A 16,567-nucleotide genomic window follows, 5' to 3' on the forward strand; every position below is an offset into this window, starting at 1 on the left:
ACCAACCAAATGTAATGAAAAAGTATAAATACCTCATTATTATGAAAATGATTATTATGCTTCTTTTGTTTACCGTGGGACAGCTTCATGCAGGAAGTTTTGCTCAAACGGTACGTATTAAGAAGAAGAATAGTGCTATTGTTGACGTATTCCGTGAAATAAAAAAGCAGACTGGATATACAGTTCTTTGTAAATCGGAAATTATCAACAATACGCCTTCTGTAAGTGTAGATTTTGATAATGTAACGTTAGACCGTGCCCTTTCCGAGTTGCTAACTCCACGTGGACTGACTTATATTAAAGATGGAAAGTCTATCGTCGTTAAATCGGGTAAACCTGATTTTGATAACCAACAAACTATTAAGAATTCCAAAATCACAATCTTAAGTGAACAAAAATCGGTACATGGACAAGTAACAGACCAAAGTGGACAGGTGCTTTCTGGTGTCAGTGTTTCGATTAAAGGAACAAAAAATACTGTAGGAACCGACCAAAATGGCAATTATTCGATTGTAGCATCACGAGGATCTATCTTACAGTTTAACTTTTTAGGTTATGAAAGAAAAGAAGTAGAAGTTGTTTCTGAGACCGTAAATGTGAGCCTGCAGTTTAGTCAAGCAAATTTAGAAGAGGTTGTTGTAACGGGGTATGGTACGTTTAAGAAATCAGATTATACTGGATCTGCTTCAACAATCCGTACTGAGCGCATGTCCGACGTGCCTGCTGTCGATTTTTCGACAATGCTTCAGGGAAATGCGCCTGGGGTGCAAGTTAATTCACTTTCCGGTCAGCCAGGTGGTGCTACTGATATCCGTATTAGAGGAATGGGATCTATTAATGCTTCTAGCAAACCTTTATTTGTCATCGACGGTGTTCCCGTAATGTCTAATGATATTTCATCAAGTAGTTCAAATAATGCTGGATTGGATGTCATGTCTACTTTGAGTAATGCCGATATTGAGCAGATTACAGTAATTAAAGATGCCGCAGCAGCTTCACTTTATGGATCACGTGCTGCTGGTGGAGTAATTTTGATTACCACAAAGTCTGGAAAAGCTGGAAAGCCAGTATTCTCATTTAAGGGTGCTTATGGTCTTTCAAGTCAAGCAACAGATTTCCGTGAGGTCATGGATGGTCCCCAACGACGCGAGATGCTTTTGGAAGGACTTCGAAACCGCGCTCGTTATATTGATAAGGTGATCGATGATAACTTAATAGAAGAATATGCACAAGCGAACATCGATAAGTATGCACCTAAACCTTGGAGTGGTTGGACAGATTGGAAGAAAGAATTGTTTCGCCAAAATTCTCCATTTAGAAATGCAGATCTTTCTGCTTCAGGAGGTGATGGTAAGCTCTCTTACTACACATCGATGGGGTATGTCAATCAAACAGGTTTGTCTTATCAATCTGGTTTTGAGCGTATAACTGGCCGTTTGAATGTTAAATATAAAATGAGCGATAAAATAGAACTTGGAGCTAATATTCTATACTCAAACATTGCTCAAGATGTGAATTCAGAAGGAGGAGCTTATACTTCACCGATCTATTCAACTCGTCATAAGATTACAGCTTCGGAGCCGGTGTACAATGAAGATGGTTCATTTTTCACAGATTTCTTTTCTAATGGACCGCGTAATCCTAAAGCAACTTCCTTGTATAATTACCGAAGAGAACAGGGTGATCGTTCTTTTAATACCGTATTTGCCAATTATAAGTTCTTTGATGGTTTAGTCTTTAATACAACTTTTAGTTTAGACCATACCAATACCAAATATAATTCTTGGTCAGATCCACGTACATCAGACGGTGAGAAAACAAATGGTTCTTTAACTACAAGTTTTACAGATTATAATCAGATCGTATGGCGGAATAGTTTAACTTATAATAAGACTTTTGCTAACAAACATCATTTGGATATATTGGGCGGATATGAGGTTAATAAATTTCGCAAAGATGGAATTGATGGTGCAAAAGATAATTTTCCTTCAGTAGATAAAGTTGTTCTTTCAAATGGATCTGTAATTACAGATCTTTCTGGTTCCAATTCAGAATGGCGTTTGTTGTCTTACCTTTCCAGAGCAAACTATAATTATGATGATAAATATTTCTTTGGTGGTAGCGTTCGTATGGATGGTAGCTCTCGTATTCATCGTGATAGCCGTTGGGGGAAATTCTGGTCCTTATCAGGAGCATGGAAGTTTTCAAAAGAAAACTTTATGGAATCATTAGGTGACGTTGTAACTGACGGTAAGATTCGGGTGTCATATGGTACTAATGGTACTCTACCCAATACGTATTATACTTATATGGATTTGACCGGTTTTGGTTTTCCTTATCTTAATAATCCTGGTATAAGAGAAACTCAGATTGGAAACCCGGCTTTACAATGGGAGAAACAAAATAATCTAAATATTGGATTAGATCTTCGTCTTTTTGATCGTTTGGGAGCTACCTTCGAATGGTACAGACGCCAGTCGTCAGATCTATTGAACGATATGCCTACGTCCTATACAACAGGTTTTTCTGCTTATCTAACTAATATTGGAGCACTTCGTAACTCAGGAATAGAAGTTGATTTGAATGCAGATATTTTAAGAGATTCTGAATTTAAATGGACTTCAAATCTAAATTTTGGAATGAACAGAAATAAGACTGTATCATTAGCTGATGGAAGTTCTGAGTTAAGGGACGGTACATTGATTCACCGTGTCGGCCAACCATGGTATAGCTATTATCTGATCGAATTTGCGGGGATAAGTAAGGAAACGGGTGTTCCGCAATATTACATCAATGATCCAGCTAATCTAGATTCAAGAGATATCACAGAAGATTATACCAAAGCAAACAGAATTCTTTATAAAAGTGTTGATCCTAAGTTGATCGGTGGTTTTACTAATACCCTTCGTTATAAGATTTTTGATCTAAACTTTACATGGACATATTCTCTGGGTGGTTATTCATACGATAGCGGTGCGAGTAAAACAGAGCTTGCTGGAAAAACGGGTTATGATAATATTCCGCAATATTATGAACGCAGATGGCAAAAGCCAGGTGATGATACCGATATCGAGATGTTTATGGTTGGAAATACTTACGATATGAGCAGTGTAGCCAATACACGTCGTGTTCATTCAACAGATCATATCCGATTGAAAAACTTGACTTTCGGAGTATCTCTTCCGCAACACATTGCACGTCGTCTTAAAGTGAGTAATATCAGAGCATATTGTTCAGGAGTCAATCTTTTGACTTTTGCAGCTTATAATAATTATGATCCTGAGGTACCTGTAAATGGTACAGTATATTTTGAATCCCCAAAACTGAAGACGGTTACTTTTGGTTTGGATATTAAATTCTAAAAAAAGACTATGAAACTTATATTATCAACGGTTCTGATATCTTGTACTTTGTTAGTTGGATGTGGGGACCAATGGCTGGAGAAATCCCAGCCAAGTACTTCTACAGAAAGTTCTGAAGCAATTAAATCTCCCCGAGAAGCTCAATATGCTTTAAATGGCATTTACGATATTCTACGTGGTTATGAATATTATGGAGCTCGTATGACTTATTATGGCGATGTAACTGGAGAAGATATGTTGTCGAACGGTGACACAAAACGTGCTGCAAAATATTATCTTTTTGATTTTAACAAGGACAATACTCCTTCATCACTGTGGTATCAGCCTTATCGTGTTTTAAGAAATGCGAATGGTGTTTTGGCCTTCGTTAATGGAGTTGAGAAAGAACAATTGACCGATGAACTCAATGACATAAAAGGACAGGCATTAACACTTCGCGCGTTGGCACATTTTGATCTGGTTAAAGTGTTTGGAGATCCTTATACAAAAAACAACGGGGCCTCACTAGGGGTACCGATTGAAATAGAAAAACATAATTCAACTAATAAACCTGCACGTAATTCAGTAAAAGAAGTCTATACACAGATTGTAGATGATTTGGAAAATGCTGTAATATTATTGAGTACTGCGAAAAAAAATGGCAAACTTAATAAATTTGGTGCACAGCAACTATTAGCAAGAGCTTATCTTTATATGGGCGAAAATTCCAATGCTTTAACTGTCGCGATGCAATTGATCAAAGAAGCGGAAACAACCCAGAGCTCGACTAAAGGTCAATATCTGTTATGGACAAATAGTGAATACGCTTCTGTTTGGTCAAAGGATTTTACAAATGAAGTTTTGTTTCAGCTATCTATTGTAAAGACTGAAAACGGTCCTGGAAAAGAAGGAATAGGGTACCTATTGTGGAGAAATGGATATAATGACATTATTTTATCGGACGATTATATGAAGTTAATCAAAGATGACTCCAATGATGTCCGTCATAAGGTCATTACAAAATATACCAGTAAACAGGTTGACTATTATTATTTGAACAAATATCCTGGAAATACTTCTGATGGTGAAAATCCTGAATTTGCAGATGTTCCTGTCCTTCGTCTTTCGGAGGGATATTTAATTGCAGCTGAAGCTGCCGTTAAACTAAACGACAATAGTAATGCGTTGAAATACCTAAATGCAATAGTTTCGCGTGCAAATCCTGCAAAATCTGTTACTGGTGTTGTGACTTTACAACGAGTTATGGAAGAGCGCCGTCGTGAACTTGTAGGTGAGGGACATCGACTATTTGATGCATTACGCAACAATATGCGTATAGAGCGTAAAGGTAGTGCTCATGTTTCGCCATCTTTAAGACCTGAAACTAAATCTTTTGATCGTACTTTTTTCAAAACATTGATGGCTATTCCACGAATTGAGATTGATGCGAATAAAAACATCGTTCAAAACGACGGATATTAAACTATATTATGATGTATAACTGCATTCAACAATATCTTAAAGTCAATTATACTGGTCCTTCTAGGATCAGTATAACTTGTGCTTTGACAGCTGTATTTGTTCTTTTTCAGATTGCCGATACACATAGTCAAACAACATTGGGAAATAACGATGGTCCCTATTTCTTTTATGAAAATGGAGGAACGAAGCTAGTGCGTGTCGAGAATGGTGAGATTCGAAGTGAAGTACCGGTTAAATCATCATTTAAAGTAGTGACAGAAGATGGTGAACATCAGTTTGAAATAAAGCGACACCCGGTTAAGACACCTAGCTGGAATTCTCCAAAAAGTAGTAAGATCCTTGTTTTGTCAGACCCTCACGGCGATTTTCAATCTTTTTATGCTATTCTAAAAGCGCAGAAAGTAATAGGAAGTAATTATCAATGGACTTTTGGAAAAAATAACCTTGTCATTATCGGAGATGTATTTGATCGCGGTAAAGACGTATTACCCATCTTTTGGTTAATCTATAAATTGGAAAATGAAGCCGAAAAAGCTGGCGGTAAGGTGCATTTTCTTTTGGGTAATCATGAAGAAATGATCTTACGGGGTAATTATAAATATGCCCAAGATAAGTATAAGGTACTTGCTGACGCTATTGGAAAAGATTATCGTGATTTCTGGTCATTAGATACTGAATTAGGAAAATGGCTACAAAGTAAAAATACGATGGAGAAGATAGGAGATCATCTTTTTGTACATGCAGGACTTAGTCATACCATGTTAGATCCACAATGGACAATACCTGCAGTAAATGATTCTGTTCGTTTCTATTTGTTTCAAACCAAAGAAGAGAGACATAAGTCGCGTGCAGGTACTTTTCTATTTGGTAGTGAAGGACCTTTGTGGTATCGCGGCATGGTTCGTCAAGAAGAAAAGTATGAGCCTTTAAACGAAACAGATTTAGAAAAAATACTGCAGATTTACAGTGCAAAAAGAATATATCTTGGACATACAATTTTTCCAGAAGTTACCTCTTTTTATAAAGGTCGCGTTGTTGCCGTAAATGTGAGTAATGAAGCAAATAGATTAGGAGGCAAAAGTCGTGGATTACTTATTGAAGGAAATAAGACGAGCGTCATTTATGATGATGTAAAGAAGAATAAGATATTAGCACAATAAAGTACTATTGTTTTATAAATGAATGTTTAGGCTGGGACTTTCCCAGCCTATTTGTTAAAATTTATTTTTGACCCAATAACAGACGAACCTGAGAGCCCCATCCGCCGATCACCATATCAGCTATCCCATCAGCGTTGACATCGCCAACTGCAATACCCCAGCTTCTACCACGTGTAATCTCAGGGATTGTTTTGTCAGTAACAAAAGAAAAGTGACCCTTTCCATCGTTTCTTAAAGCTTGCACTTGCATCTCTTCAAAAGGAGGAATCTTGATCGCACTCAGTATAATGTCTAAGTGTCCGTCATGATCAAAATCAATTGCAGTAGCAGCATACGTAGAAAATGTTTGTTCTGGCATTCTAGATTCTGTTTCATCTACAAAACGACGGTCGCCCTGATTTATAAACAATCGGGCTCTGGGATCTTTATCTTTTGCGCCACCATTACTTGTTAGATTGGCGAAAAGTATATCGGGTTTCCCATCGCCATTTGCATCAAATACAATCACCTCGCGGGTGTGTAAGGGGACCATGAGCGGTAATCCTGCGGTATGTTCTATGAAATTTCCTTTCCCATCATTAAATAATAAGCGATTTGGCGGAGTTTCGTTACCAATAATCATATCCATGTGACCATCAGCATCCAAATCTGCAAATTTGATGGATTGAGTTTGATCTTCAACCTGTGGAAGTGAAATTGAAGTATGGTCTAAAAAATAACCAGGTCGTTTAGCATCATTTATCCATAAAAAATTTTGTGGTGATTTACCCGAATTACCGATAACAATATCCATAAGACCATCTCCGTTGACATCTGCTATGTCTAGGCCGTTAGCTTCGCTTTTGCCTAATATTCGATCGGATACATCGATAAATGTGCCATCACCTTTACCTAAATAATACTCATGGTTCTGATCATCCTCAGCCACAAAAATAAAGTCTATAAAACCATCTTTATTAAAATCTGCCGCCCTTACATGCTCTGTATCATGCGGTTTTTCAGCAAAAACACCTTTCTTCCAAGAAAACTTACCACTTCCATCGTTAAGGTATAATCTGTTGGGTTCAGATTCTAGAGCCAGTACAAGATCAAGATCTCCATCAGCATCAACATCGATCAGGATTACATCCAAAGCATGCGCTTTTGCATCTTGTGGAATATTTGTTAACGTCACATCATTAAAATATTTCTGTTGAGCCACACTGCATTGTGTAGACCCAAACAATAAGCATATGCTCATATAACTTAGTGACTGTTGGATGTAATTTTTCATAATCATTTTGTTTACAAGATGTTAATATATAAATAATTATTCATTTTTAATGAAAGGTTTTTAAATTTTCTTGATAAGAACAAACAATTTTATGAGGTATTTTTTTTACTTTTAATAATCTCAATGAAATATAAAGACTGATTATATGGATATCCATAGCAATTAAGTTCTTTTTATTCTATTTTTGTTATATATGCATGAAATGGAATTTGTAACAACAGGAGATGGTTCAAAAACATTGTTTAATGAACAAATAGGAGAGTGCTACCACTCCAAACATGGTGCAGTTCAAGAAAGTAAACATGTTTTTATTCAGACAGGACTTGATTATTACATTCAGAAACACTCCTTAAAGGATATCACTATTTTGGAAGTAGGTTTTGGAACAGGCTTAAACTTTACGCAAACGCTCGCTTATACATCTGGTAAAGAAATTTCGGTAGATTATGTAGGTATAGAAGGCTATCCATTGTCACTGGAGGTTATTCAGCAAATTGGTTATGATGCATTCGTTTCTGAAGAAAACTGGAATAATTATATATCAGGATATAAACAAGCTCTAAATGAAACTACGCAAATTGATTCAAATACGAATTTATATATCGATCATACCTTATTGATGGATTTTGGTTCAGATAAAACTTTTGATTTGGTATACTTTGATGCCTTTGCTGCTATTCATCAACCCGAAATGTGGTCAGATGAGGCTTTGGCCCATGTTGCAAAATTTGTAAAACCAGGAGGTGTATTTGTTACCTATGCTATTACCGGCAATCTCAAAAGAAGCATGAAAGCACTAGGATTTACGATCGAAAAAGCACCGGGAGCACCAGGGAAGAGAGAGATGTTACGGGCGACAAAGGTTTAAGGCAATGATTCATAATAGTAGGTTGTGAATATGAAAGTTACAACAATATGATTATAAAGACAATTCTTAAAAAATAGGATTTAGCTAAAGTTTTTTAAGCTCAAAAGTTATAGGTTTGTGAGTTGGGCGATTCGGTGCAGTTACGCCACAGATAGGAAGATGTTTTCCGTATTCTTCTTTCATTTTGTCCTTGGGGTCTCGATCATTTCAAGTCAAGAATATGGACCAAGTAACTGTCATGACCATTTTATGGTTTGGAGACAATTAAGAGTCAGACTACTTTGAAATGAATAAGAAGGATATGTAGTATTTGCGGTAGTTATACTAGAGAACACGCTATGGAGGCTATGAGTTACGCTTCATTTTAGAGTTATTGCAAAATAAGAGCGTGGTTTCGCATTATGGCGGAAGGCTTTCAACAAAGGAAAAAACGATTCCGCCACAGGGGTAAATGAAACAGACAGGTGGCGAAACGAGTTTGCCACGTAAGGAAATGGCAGGGATAGGCGACGACAGGATTTTGTCACGTGGGGAAATGATGCATGCAACCTACTACAAAATTCTATAACCTGTGAAATGATGCAGTCATAGGACAAAACGATTCTGCCACGTGGGAAAATGAAACATACAGTGGTCAATACGATTCCGCCACGTGCGGAAATGTCATATACTGGCGACGAAATGAGACCGCCATAGTGCGAAATCGATGAAAAATTGCCCTTTCTCTTCTCGCTGAAGTTATTAACCAACAGTCAGAACTGTTAGCTCCTTTCTGAAATTAGACAACACGTTATAATTACTAAAAATAAAAACGGATGCTGGTTTGAACCAACATCCGTCTCTTATAAATATTTTGGTCAGAATTAGTGACCTTGAGTACCATCTACACCGTGAGAGTGACCATGAGATAACTCTTCTTCAGTTGCAGGACGTACATTTAAAATTTCGATTTCGAAATGTAAGGATTTACCAGCCATTGGGTGGTTTAAGTCAGCAACTACAACCTCTGGAGTTACTTCTACAACTACTGCACGGAATTGGTTACCTTGGTTATCTTGTAAAGGGATAACTTCACCTACTGGAGGTAAACCAGTTTCTTTAAACATATCTGCTGGCAATTGGGCAACAGCACGCTCGTCTTTTTCGCCATAAGCATCTTCTGCAGATAATTCAAATGCAGTAGTGTCACCAACATTTAAGCCAGCGATGTTTTCTTCAAATTTAGGAAGCATCATGCCTACACCATACAAGAAGTCTAAAGGATTTTCTGTTGTTGTTTCTTCTACGAATACTTTTTCGCCGTTTTCGATTGTGTGAAGTTTGTAAGTTAACGCTACTACGTCATTAGTTACTATTGCCATTTGTTTTGATTTTTGGGATATCCCCCGTTATTATTCTATTATTTTTATAAGTTCTGCAATTGTATTCTGTGGCAGACTGCATGTTTTATTTCGACAAAGGTATGCTTTTGAATTTAAACCCTGTCTATTTAATAACAATGGCAGACTGCTTTTTGTTCCACCCAATACAATTTTATTCGGAATGTAATAATGATCTAGCTCCTTACGAAATGCATGTGCATCTTCTCCAGTTAGCGCAATCTCATTGCAACCATACAATTCTTCTAACAATAATATTGCCCAATTTGAATATGCAGAACCATATGTCTTGATTTGTGGGGATACATTGGCAAATAACTGATCTGAAATTGCTATATACTCCTCATTATCAGTCAGTAGTCCTATTTTTTTTAATTGATGACAAATTGCTGATGTAGATGACGGAATGACATTATCCATGACTTCACTTTTTCGTGCAATTAATTTTTCTGCGCTCGATGCACTGTAGTAAAACGTTTTTTCGTTGCTATCGTAAAATAATTCGATTGTTTTATCGATTAAAGAGGTTGCTATTTGTAACCATTTTTCTTCAAAAGTAGCTTCGTAAAGTGCTGTAAATGCAGTGATCGTAAAAGCGTAATCATCTAAAAAACCGGGGATACTGCGATTTGAATCTTGTGGCTGATGTAACATACTGAAATCGCCGGCAATCAATTCACTCTTCAGAAATTCAGCATTCAGTAAAGCCAGCTCTAAGTATTCCTTTTTATCAAAGATGCGGTATGCATCAATCAGCCCCTTTAGTAGTAACGCGTTCCATGTTGCTAATTGTTTGTGGTCAAGTCCAGGATGAATACGATTTTTTCTGTAGTCAAATAGTTTCTTCTTTATTGACTGTAGATAAATTTCCCATTCTTCTGTATTGTAGCCAGCTTCCTTAGCCATTTCATCAGCATCAATGTCACAAATCAATATATTAGTTTTTTCTTCTTCCCAGTTACCTTCAACAGTAATGTTGTAATAAGCGATAAATAAATCAGCATCTTCACCTAACACCGTTTTAATTTCGGTGATGTCAAATGTGTAGAATTTTCCTTCGACGCCTTCACTATCGGCATCTAAAGCTGCATAAAAGCCATTGTTCGGAGCTAACATTTCGCGTTGCGCCCAAGCAATTGTCTCTTCAACGACACGTTTATATAAAGGATGGGGTTGCTGTTGATAAGCTTCTGCATACAGGGAAATGAGTTGGCCATTGTCGTACAGCATTTTTTCAAAATGTGGGACATGCCATTCACTATCGACTGAATAGCGCGCAAAGCCGCCTCCTATGTGGTCATAGATACCTCCAGAAGCAATTTTTTGGAGCGTAAAATGAACATGGCTTAGTGTTTCAGTATCCTGTGCCAAAACCGCGTAACGCAATAAGAATAACCAGTTGTTAGGAAGCGGAAATTTTGGACTGCGATGATAACCACCGTCCCTTGGATCAAATAATTCTTTCCAAGGTTTTATAATATCTTCTAAATCTTCAAACTTATATTGCTCCGGTATTGCATTTATAGGTAATCGCTCACTCTGTTGAATGCCTTTTGTCAATTTGTCAGCATATTCCATTGCTACAGCAGGTTGTTCTTCCCACATGCGGGCAATCTGAATTAAAATATTCTGCCAATCATGAGCTTTGAAATAAGTACCACCGTATATGGGTCTACCGTCAGGTAAACAGATGCAGTTTAATGGCCATCCACCAGCATTTGTCATCAACTGTACTGCAGTCATATAGACCTGATCAATATCTGGACGCTCTTCTCTGTCTATTTTGATCGGAACATAAAACTTGTTCATGGTCTGTGCGATCACATCATTTTCAAAGCTTTCGCGTTCCATCACATGACACCAGTGACAGGCAGAGTAGCCGATACTGATGATGATCAATTTATTTTCTTCCTGTGCTTTCTTTAATGCTTCTTCCCCCCATGGCATCCAGTGAACCGGATTGTGCGCATGTTGTTTCAGATATGGAGAATTTTCAAATTGCAATTGATTTGCCATAACCCGAAGATACAAAAATGAATTATACTATGGTATTTAAAAGCGAGGCAGTATTAGATGTCAAGCTATTAAAATCAAAACCTTCATCAAGAACAAGGTGTACAACTTGCGATGTTGATAGGGGTACAGATTCATTGCTGACATATTCAATATTTGTTTTCAAATATAAATCTCGGGTATCCTGAAGAGTCTTATATATAAAAGTATTATTGGCAATGTTAATCGAACTTTAATCGATAGCTCTAAATCAAACTTCTACAACATGAATTAACTTAACGAAATAATTGGCGGGCTAATTTTTGTTAAAAAAGATTTGACCTTAATTTAAAAATTGTATACTTAAAAATAGATGAGACCAGAATTTTTCTGGTCTCATCTATTTTTATTTTATAAAGAATTTTTGAAATAAGCTTAATTTGGAAATGCCCAAAAAGCGATTCCATCTCTTTTCCATCCTGGATGTGGCGCTGCTGCATTAGCATTTGGATGATAAAAATGATCTGAGCTTCCATTTATGAAAGAAAACTGATGGATCGGTACTGTTCCTGAAATTTGTGAAGAATAACCATAAAAGGTAATTCCATCATATTTATAGCCAGATAGATTGAAATTCCGGTTGGTTGTTAAGATTCTATCATCATATTTTTCATTAATAAATTGATACACTGGCACAGCATTATTATATGAATAAGGGAAACCTTTGAATGGTTGAGCGTTTGGCTGCCAGCCGCTTCCAGGCCATCTTAGATGCATATTAGCATCTAAAGCATAAGCATGTTTACCATTTTTAGTATTATAGAATTCATGGATTATTGTTGGTGCTAATGTTAATTGACTAGCCTTAATATACTTTTCAACGGCACTTTTAACTAAAGCCTTTTTTGATGGATTAGTTATTAAATCATATAAAAAAACTGTTTTTTCGACTGAAATTAAAGCCGCGTTTGTATCATTAATACTTTGTTCCCAACTGGCAATATTTACTGCTTCGCTAGTGTAGCCGTCTTTATCAATAGATATACTTTTACCAGAATTAGTTCCGCCGTAGAACTTCGTAGAGTATTCTTTTTCGCGCGTTTCATTTGTAATTTTGGTTATTTCTTCAGTGGAGTATTCTTTAGATATATTTAAACCCATCATGTTTAGAACGCTAAAACCTAAGGCGACTTTTACATTTTTTGTGTTTTTTTCATAATCACTATTAATAGCATTAAAGCCACTATAATTCACCATTAAACTTCCACCAATACCGATATCTAGCATGACATGTGTTCCATATCTTTTTACCAATTCATCTGCGCTTTGATTTGCTATATTATTTTTAAATTCTGGAGTTAGGTAATTAATTAATAATTCCGGTGTGGCATCCTGCGTAAAATAAAGCCTTTTCACTATTCGATAAACTTCAAAGGTGGCATATGAGTATTTACTTGAGTATGTTTTTATAGTAGAATCTGAGCTGTTTTTTTTAATACTTCCTGTAAAATTTAAATCTTTATCACTCGATCCTTTAATTTTTGCATTTCCATTTGCATCAAATGATTTCGATTTATTTACCTCCTTTAAGTAATCAAATGCTGAAACTCCGCCATAATAATTGTCTTTTCCGGAACCTGTTCTATTAACATCTACTCTACTAACATAGTCTTTCGCAAATTTTTCCACATCAATTATTGAAGCATCAGATATACTGTTAGCATCATATAAATCGCCAGTAACATCTAGACCATAACCCAATAGATCCCACTTTCCATCGCCCCCAGAAGCTAGGGTATTGGCTTTAAGGTTTGTGTCGGTTAAGTTATCCAATTTTTCATTTTTTTTACAGCTGCTTAGAACAGTAATGAAAGCTAACATTATGCAAGCTCCTCTTCTTTTTTTTGTCATTCTATGATATAATTTTGTCAACTTATTAAAGTTAACCGTTAGTAATTTCTTTTGTAATCGATTGTTGTGTAGTAAGGTAATAGGTTGTTTTTTTATGGTTTTGTATGTTTTTTACTCGTGATTTTAGGTTGTGCTTAATTAATATATGTTTAAGGAATTTTTTTATTTCACAAAGTTATTATAATTTTGTATTTACTAAAGTTTTTAATTAATTTTTTTACACTAATGATTCTATTTTTTATAATATTATATTAAAGAGCTACTGGTTAAGAATATGGAAAGTTACTTTGCCTAATTACAAAAATCTAGAATATTTAAAAATAGAGACTTGGGGATTGAAATAATAATTTTTAACAGGAAGAAAAATTATGAGTTAATCCATATTCACCGAACTTCAAATAGCCTTTGTAATGAAACAGTCTGAGACTGGTACCCGTGTGGAGGAAGTCTGTCGTAAGATCGTTATAAGTGAAGCCAAATATTATACTAAGGTATTTAAAAGCGTAGCAGTATTGGATGTTAGACTATTAAAATCAAAACCTTCATCAAGAACAAGTTGTACAACTTGCGATGTTGATAAAGGGACAGATTCATTACTCACATATTCAATAAAATCTGATAAACCAGGGTTGTGACCAAATATAAACAGGGTATGTATGTGAGGTGGAACCTGATTAATTAATTTTAGAATATCCAGATAAGTGGCCTCATACAGCTGATCTTCTTTAATTAAAGCGATTTGAGGGTATTTAATTGCTTTAATAAATATTTCTGCGGTTTGATATGCTCTGATTGCAGATGATGAGATACAGAGCGTAGCAGAATCCGCTTGCATCTGTAGGGCCAGCTGATAAGAAACACGTTGTGCTCTTTCTATGCCTTTGTCTAATAATATACGGTCAAAATCTTTCTTAGAAAATGACTGTTCAGCCTTGGCATGACGGACGATATAGAGATTTTTAGACATATTCTGAAGTTATCCATATAAATATAACTAAAATCAATTCATTTATTTCAATAGATCTAAAAGTTTAACATTAAATTAATGGTGGTTTTGCTTTAACAATTCTTTGTAAAATATTGGTATTTGTATCGCGAAATCATTTAAGGAAGAAATTGTCCAATTTCTGTCCCTTATTATATCTTATTAATAATCGGTGTTTTTACTTTAATTGTATTTCAAATTCTATTTAAAAATATAATATGGATATTAAAATGTCACAAAAGTTGGAAGAATTAAACCATCAGTTTTCAAATCAGTATCGTTAATCCATTTTTCTGGACTTATTATTATTTTATTTGGATTTTTATTTAGCCAAGAAGCCCACCAGCTAAAACTACTATTGGCGATTATATTGTGTTGGCATAAGCTCATGAGTTGCATATCTCTAAAACTATCTTTACCTGTATTCCAATCTACAAATTTTGTATTTAATCCACTAAAATTATCTCTACACCACTTTATATCATTCGAGAAAAATACAAATAGAGGATCTTGTAAATTTTCTTGCATAAATTTGATTGCTTTTTGGTAGTAGACTAAATCACATATTCCAACAAATGATGGCTCATTAAGGTAATCGCCTCTGCGGATATGAATAGAAACCGTATTTTGATTTTTAAGGTTTTCCACTAGCTTAATGTTATTATTTTCTATTATTGGGGGAAATTGAAAATCTTTGCTTAACTGATCTTCAACGGGTTTTATATAGTTGATATGTTGCCAGTAGCCCCAAAAATATCGTTTTTTATTTTCTTTGAAAAGAATGGGTTGGTAAGAAAAAAAGGTAGTTTCTTCAAGGTAAGCATTTTTTGAACCATTAAGCCTTTTTAATTTTCTCCAAATCCATTTTCTAATATAAGGTTGGTATAAGTTGAGTTGGGAAGAAGTCGCCATTTCTAACTTGATTGGAAAAATATCTTCCAATTCAAAACCATTATGTAAAGAGTAGGTCTCAAAATCTTTTAGATCTGCTTTTACAGTTTTAAAATGCTGTTGTAAGTTCAGATAGAATGCATATTGAAACATTTGATTTCCTAGCCCTCCTAGAAATTTGACGATTTTCATGATTTAATCTTTGATGTTGCCAAAATTGATTTTAAAGATCTTTTAAATGTTTTTCGAATTTGTTTAGCTGTTACAATTCGCCATTCAAAAAGAGGTAAACGAAATAAAAAAAGTATCGATTTAACATGACCTTTTTGTAAAACTAAGTTATACCATCTTTCGAAAAGAGCTATATTGAAGCTAGTTTTATCATAAATTAAAAACTGATTGTTACTATTTTTTAAAGTGCAAAGCAATTTAAAACACTTGTCAAGTGTCAATGTAGCATCTTTAAAATTATTCAAAATCATATGAATATCTTCATCATTTGACTGAACTCCGAGTTCAAGGAGTTGCTTTCTTTTTAATTTCAGAAGTGCTTCATCAAGTTCTTTACGTTTTTTTATAGAAATATTCGTGTCATGTATCCGGTATTCTACAAGATACTCTGTAAGATTTTCAATTGGATATAGCGTAGATATTCTAAAAAAAAGGTCATAATCTTCTATTAAAGAGTCTCCTTGATACCCATTTACCTCTCTAAATACTTTGGTCCTTATCATTGCTGAAGAATGTACTATAGTATTTTCAAAAAACAAGGTCACTCGAATTTTATTTATTTCAGAGAAAACATCTAATTTTTCTCCAGTACGTATGCCTTTCTCATTAATAATTAATGCCCTGCTTCCAACAACGGCTAATGCCGAATTATTTTGAAAGGCTTTAAATTGAGTCATTAGACGATTGGGAAGAGCGAGGTCGTCACTATCCAAAATTGCAATATAGTTACCATTAGCTTCTTTTAATGCTATGTTTCTACTATAAATAAGTCCTCTATTTCTATCATTTTCAATGATACGGATCCTTTCATCATTAAATGAATGTGCGATAAGACTCGTATTGTCTGTAGAACCGTCATTTATAATTAAGAGTTCAAAGTTTTTAAAAGTTTGGTTTAATACACTTTTTATTGATTCTGAAATGTACTTTGAAGCATTATAGGCTGTCATTAAAACGGTTACTTCAATTTTATTTTCCATTTTTAGTTAAACTATAATTTTTAGTTATCTCATTTTTGTAAATAGACTCAAATATCTGTTTAACCATCTGTAAA

11 protein-coding genes are annotated in these 16,567 nt (G+C 35.1%); 4 read left to right on the top strand and 7 right to left on the bottom strand.

The window, feature by feature from the left end; translation table 11 throughout:
- Positions 1-41: 41 nt before the first annotated feature.
- The 3 genes from M2265_RS19735 to M2265_RS19745 are packed head-to-tail and all read left to right on the top strand — an operon-like array spanning position 42 to position 5,983.
- Positions 42-3,362 carry a TonB-dependent receptor gene (locus M2265_RS19735; protein ID WP_264599363.1) on the top strand — a complete coding sequence of 1,107 codons (3,321 nt, stop codon included), beginning with the start codon at positions 42-44 and terminating at the stop codon, positions 3,360-3,362.
- A gap of 9 nt (positions 3,363-3,371) precedes the next feature.
- Entirely contained in the window at positions 3,372-4,823 is a 1,452-nt protein-coding gene (locus M2265_RS19740; RefSeq protein ID WP_132769092.1) for a RagB/SusD family nutrient uptake outer membrane protein, read from the top strand.
- Between the two features lie 8 nt (positions 4,824-4,831).
- Entirely contained in the window at positions 4,832-5,983 is a 1,152-nt protein-coding gene (locus M2265_RS19745; RefSeq protein ID WP_132769090.1) for a metallophosphoesterase, read from the top strand.
- Between the two features lie 61 nt (positions 5,984-6,044).
- On the opposite strand, the gene M2265_RS19750 is transcribed toward M2265_RS19745, so the two are convergent.
- Positions 6,045-7,256, bottom strand: coding sequence for an FG-GAP repeat domain-containing protein (locus M2265_RS19750; RefSeq protein WP_165905855.1), 1,212 nt, complete (start codon positions 7,254-7,256; stop codon positions 6,045-6,047).
- Positions 7,257-7,458: 202 nt separating this feature from the next.
- Here M2265_RS19750 and mnmD point away from each other — a divergent pair, with 202 nt between their 5' ends.
- Positions 7,459-8,124 (top strand): tRNA (5-methylaminomethyl-2-thiouridine)(34)-methyltransferase MnmD, encoded by a 666-nt coding sequence (mnmD, locus tag M2265_RS19755; protein ID WP_132769087.1) that lies wholly within the window; start codon positions 7,459-7,461, stop codon positions 8,122-8,124.
- Between the two features lie 863 nt (positions 8,125-8,987).
- On the opposite strand, the gene M2265_RS19760 is transcribed toward mnmD, so the two are convergent.
- From M2265_RS19760 to M2265_RS19785, 6 genes are all read right to left on the bottom strand, one after another.
- Entirely contained in the window at positions 8,988-9,485 is a 498-nt protein-coding gene (locus tag M2265_RS19760) for an FKBP-type peptidyl-prolyl cis-trans isomerase (RefSeq protein ID WP_021190473.1), read from the bottom strand.
- Between the two features lie 30 nt (positions 9,486-9,515).
- Positions 9,516-11,519 (bottom strand): thioredoxin domain-containing protein, encoded by a 2,004-nt coding sequence (locus M2265_RS19765; protein WP_132769085.1) that lies wholly within the window; start codon positions 11,517-11,519, stop codon positions 9,516-9,518.
- Positions 11,520-11,930: 411 nt separating this feature from the next.
- Complete coding sequence (locus M2265_RS19770) at positions 11,931-13,406, bottom strand: MAC/perforin domain-containing protein (RefSeq protein ID WP_132769083.1); 1,476 nt, start codon at positions 13,404-13,406, stop codon at positions 11,931-11,933.
- Between the two features lie 481 nt (positions 13,407-13,887).
- A complete protein-coding gene (locus tag M2265_RS19775; RefSeq protein ID WP_132769081.1) occupies positions 13,888-14,373 on the bottom strand; it encodes a SixA phosphatase family protein in 486 nt (161 codons plus the stop codon).
- A gap of 243 nt (positions 14,374-14,616) precedes the next feature.
- Entirely contained in the window at positions 14,617-15,474 is an 858-nt protein-coding gene (locus M2265_RS19780; protein ID WP_132769079.1) for an alpha-1,2-fucosyltransferase, read from the bottom strand.
- On the bottom strand, positions 15,471-16,493 hold the full coding sequence (locus M2265_RS19785; protein ID WP_132769077.1) for a glycosyltransferase family 2 protein: 1,023 nt from the start codon (positions 16,491-16,493) through the stop codon (positions 15,471-15,473). Before M2265_RS19785 ends, M2265_RS19780 begins: the two co-directional genes overlap by 4 nt.
- Positions 16,494-16,567: the final 74 nt, after the last annotated feature.

The sequence above is a fragment of the Sphingobacterium kitahiroshimense genome (assembly GCF_025961315.1).
Taxonomy (GTDB): Bacteria; Bacteroidota; Bacteroidia; order Sphingobacteriales; family Sphingobacteriaceae; genus Sphingobacterium; species Sphingobacterium anhuiense.

What these genes read in the sequence shown, in the direction of transcription:
- M2265_RS19770 (WP_132769083.1), bottom strand. Translation starts at nt 13,406, where the DNA reads ATGACAAAAAAAAGAAGAGGAGCTTGCATAATGTTAGCTTTCATTACT.
- M2265_RS19785 (WP_132769077.1), bottom strand. Translation starts at nt 16,493, where the DNA reads ATGGAAAATAAAATTGAAGTAACCGTTTTAATGACAGCCTATAATGCT.
- mnmD (WP_132769087.1), top strand. Translation starts at nt 7,459, where the DNA reads ATGGAATTTGTAACAACAGGAGATGGTTCAAAAACATTGTTTAATGAA.
- M2265_RS19750 (WP_165905855.1), bottom strand. Translation starts at nt 7,256, where the DNA reads ATGAAAAATTACATCCAACAGTCACTAAGTTATATGAGCATATGCTTA.
- M2265_RS19760 (WP_021190473.1), bottom strand. Translation starts at nt 9,485, where the DNA reads ATGGCAATAGTAACTAATGACGTAGTAGCGTTAACTTACAAACTTCAC.
- M2265_RS19775 (WP_132769081.1), bottom strand. Translation starts at nt 14,373, where the DNA reads ATGTCTAAAAATCTCTATATCGTCCGTCATGCCAAGGCTGAACAGTCA.
- M2265_RS19735 (WP_264599363.1), top strand. Translation starts at nt 42, where the DNA reads ATGAAAATGATTATTATGCTTCTTTTGTTTACCGTGGGACAGCTTCAT.
- M2265_RS19780 (WP_132769079.1), bottom strand. Translation starts at nt 15,474, where the DNA reads ATGAAAATCGTCAAATTTCTAGGAGGGCTAGGAAATCAAATGTTTCAA.
- M2265_RS19740 (WP_132769092.1), top strand. Translation starts at nt 3,372, where the DNA reads ATGAAACTTATATTATCAACGGTTCTGATATCTTGTACTTTGTTAGTT.
- M2265_RS19745 (WP_132769090.1), top strand. Translation starts at nt 4,832, where the DNA reads ATGATGTATAACTGCATTCAACAATATCTTAAAGTCAATTATACTGGT.
- M2265_RS19765 (WP_132769085.1), bottom strand. Translation starts at nt 11,519, where the DNA reads ATGGCAAATCAATTGCAATTTGAAAATTCTCCATATCTGAAACAACAT.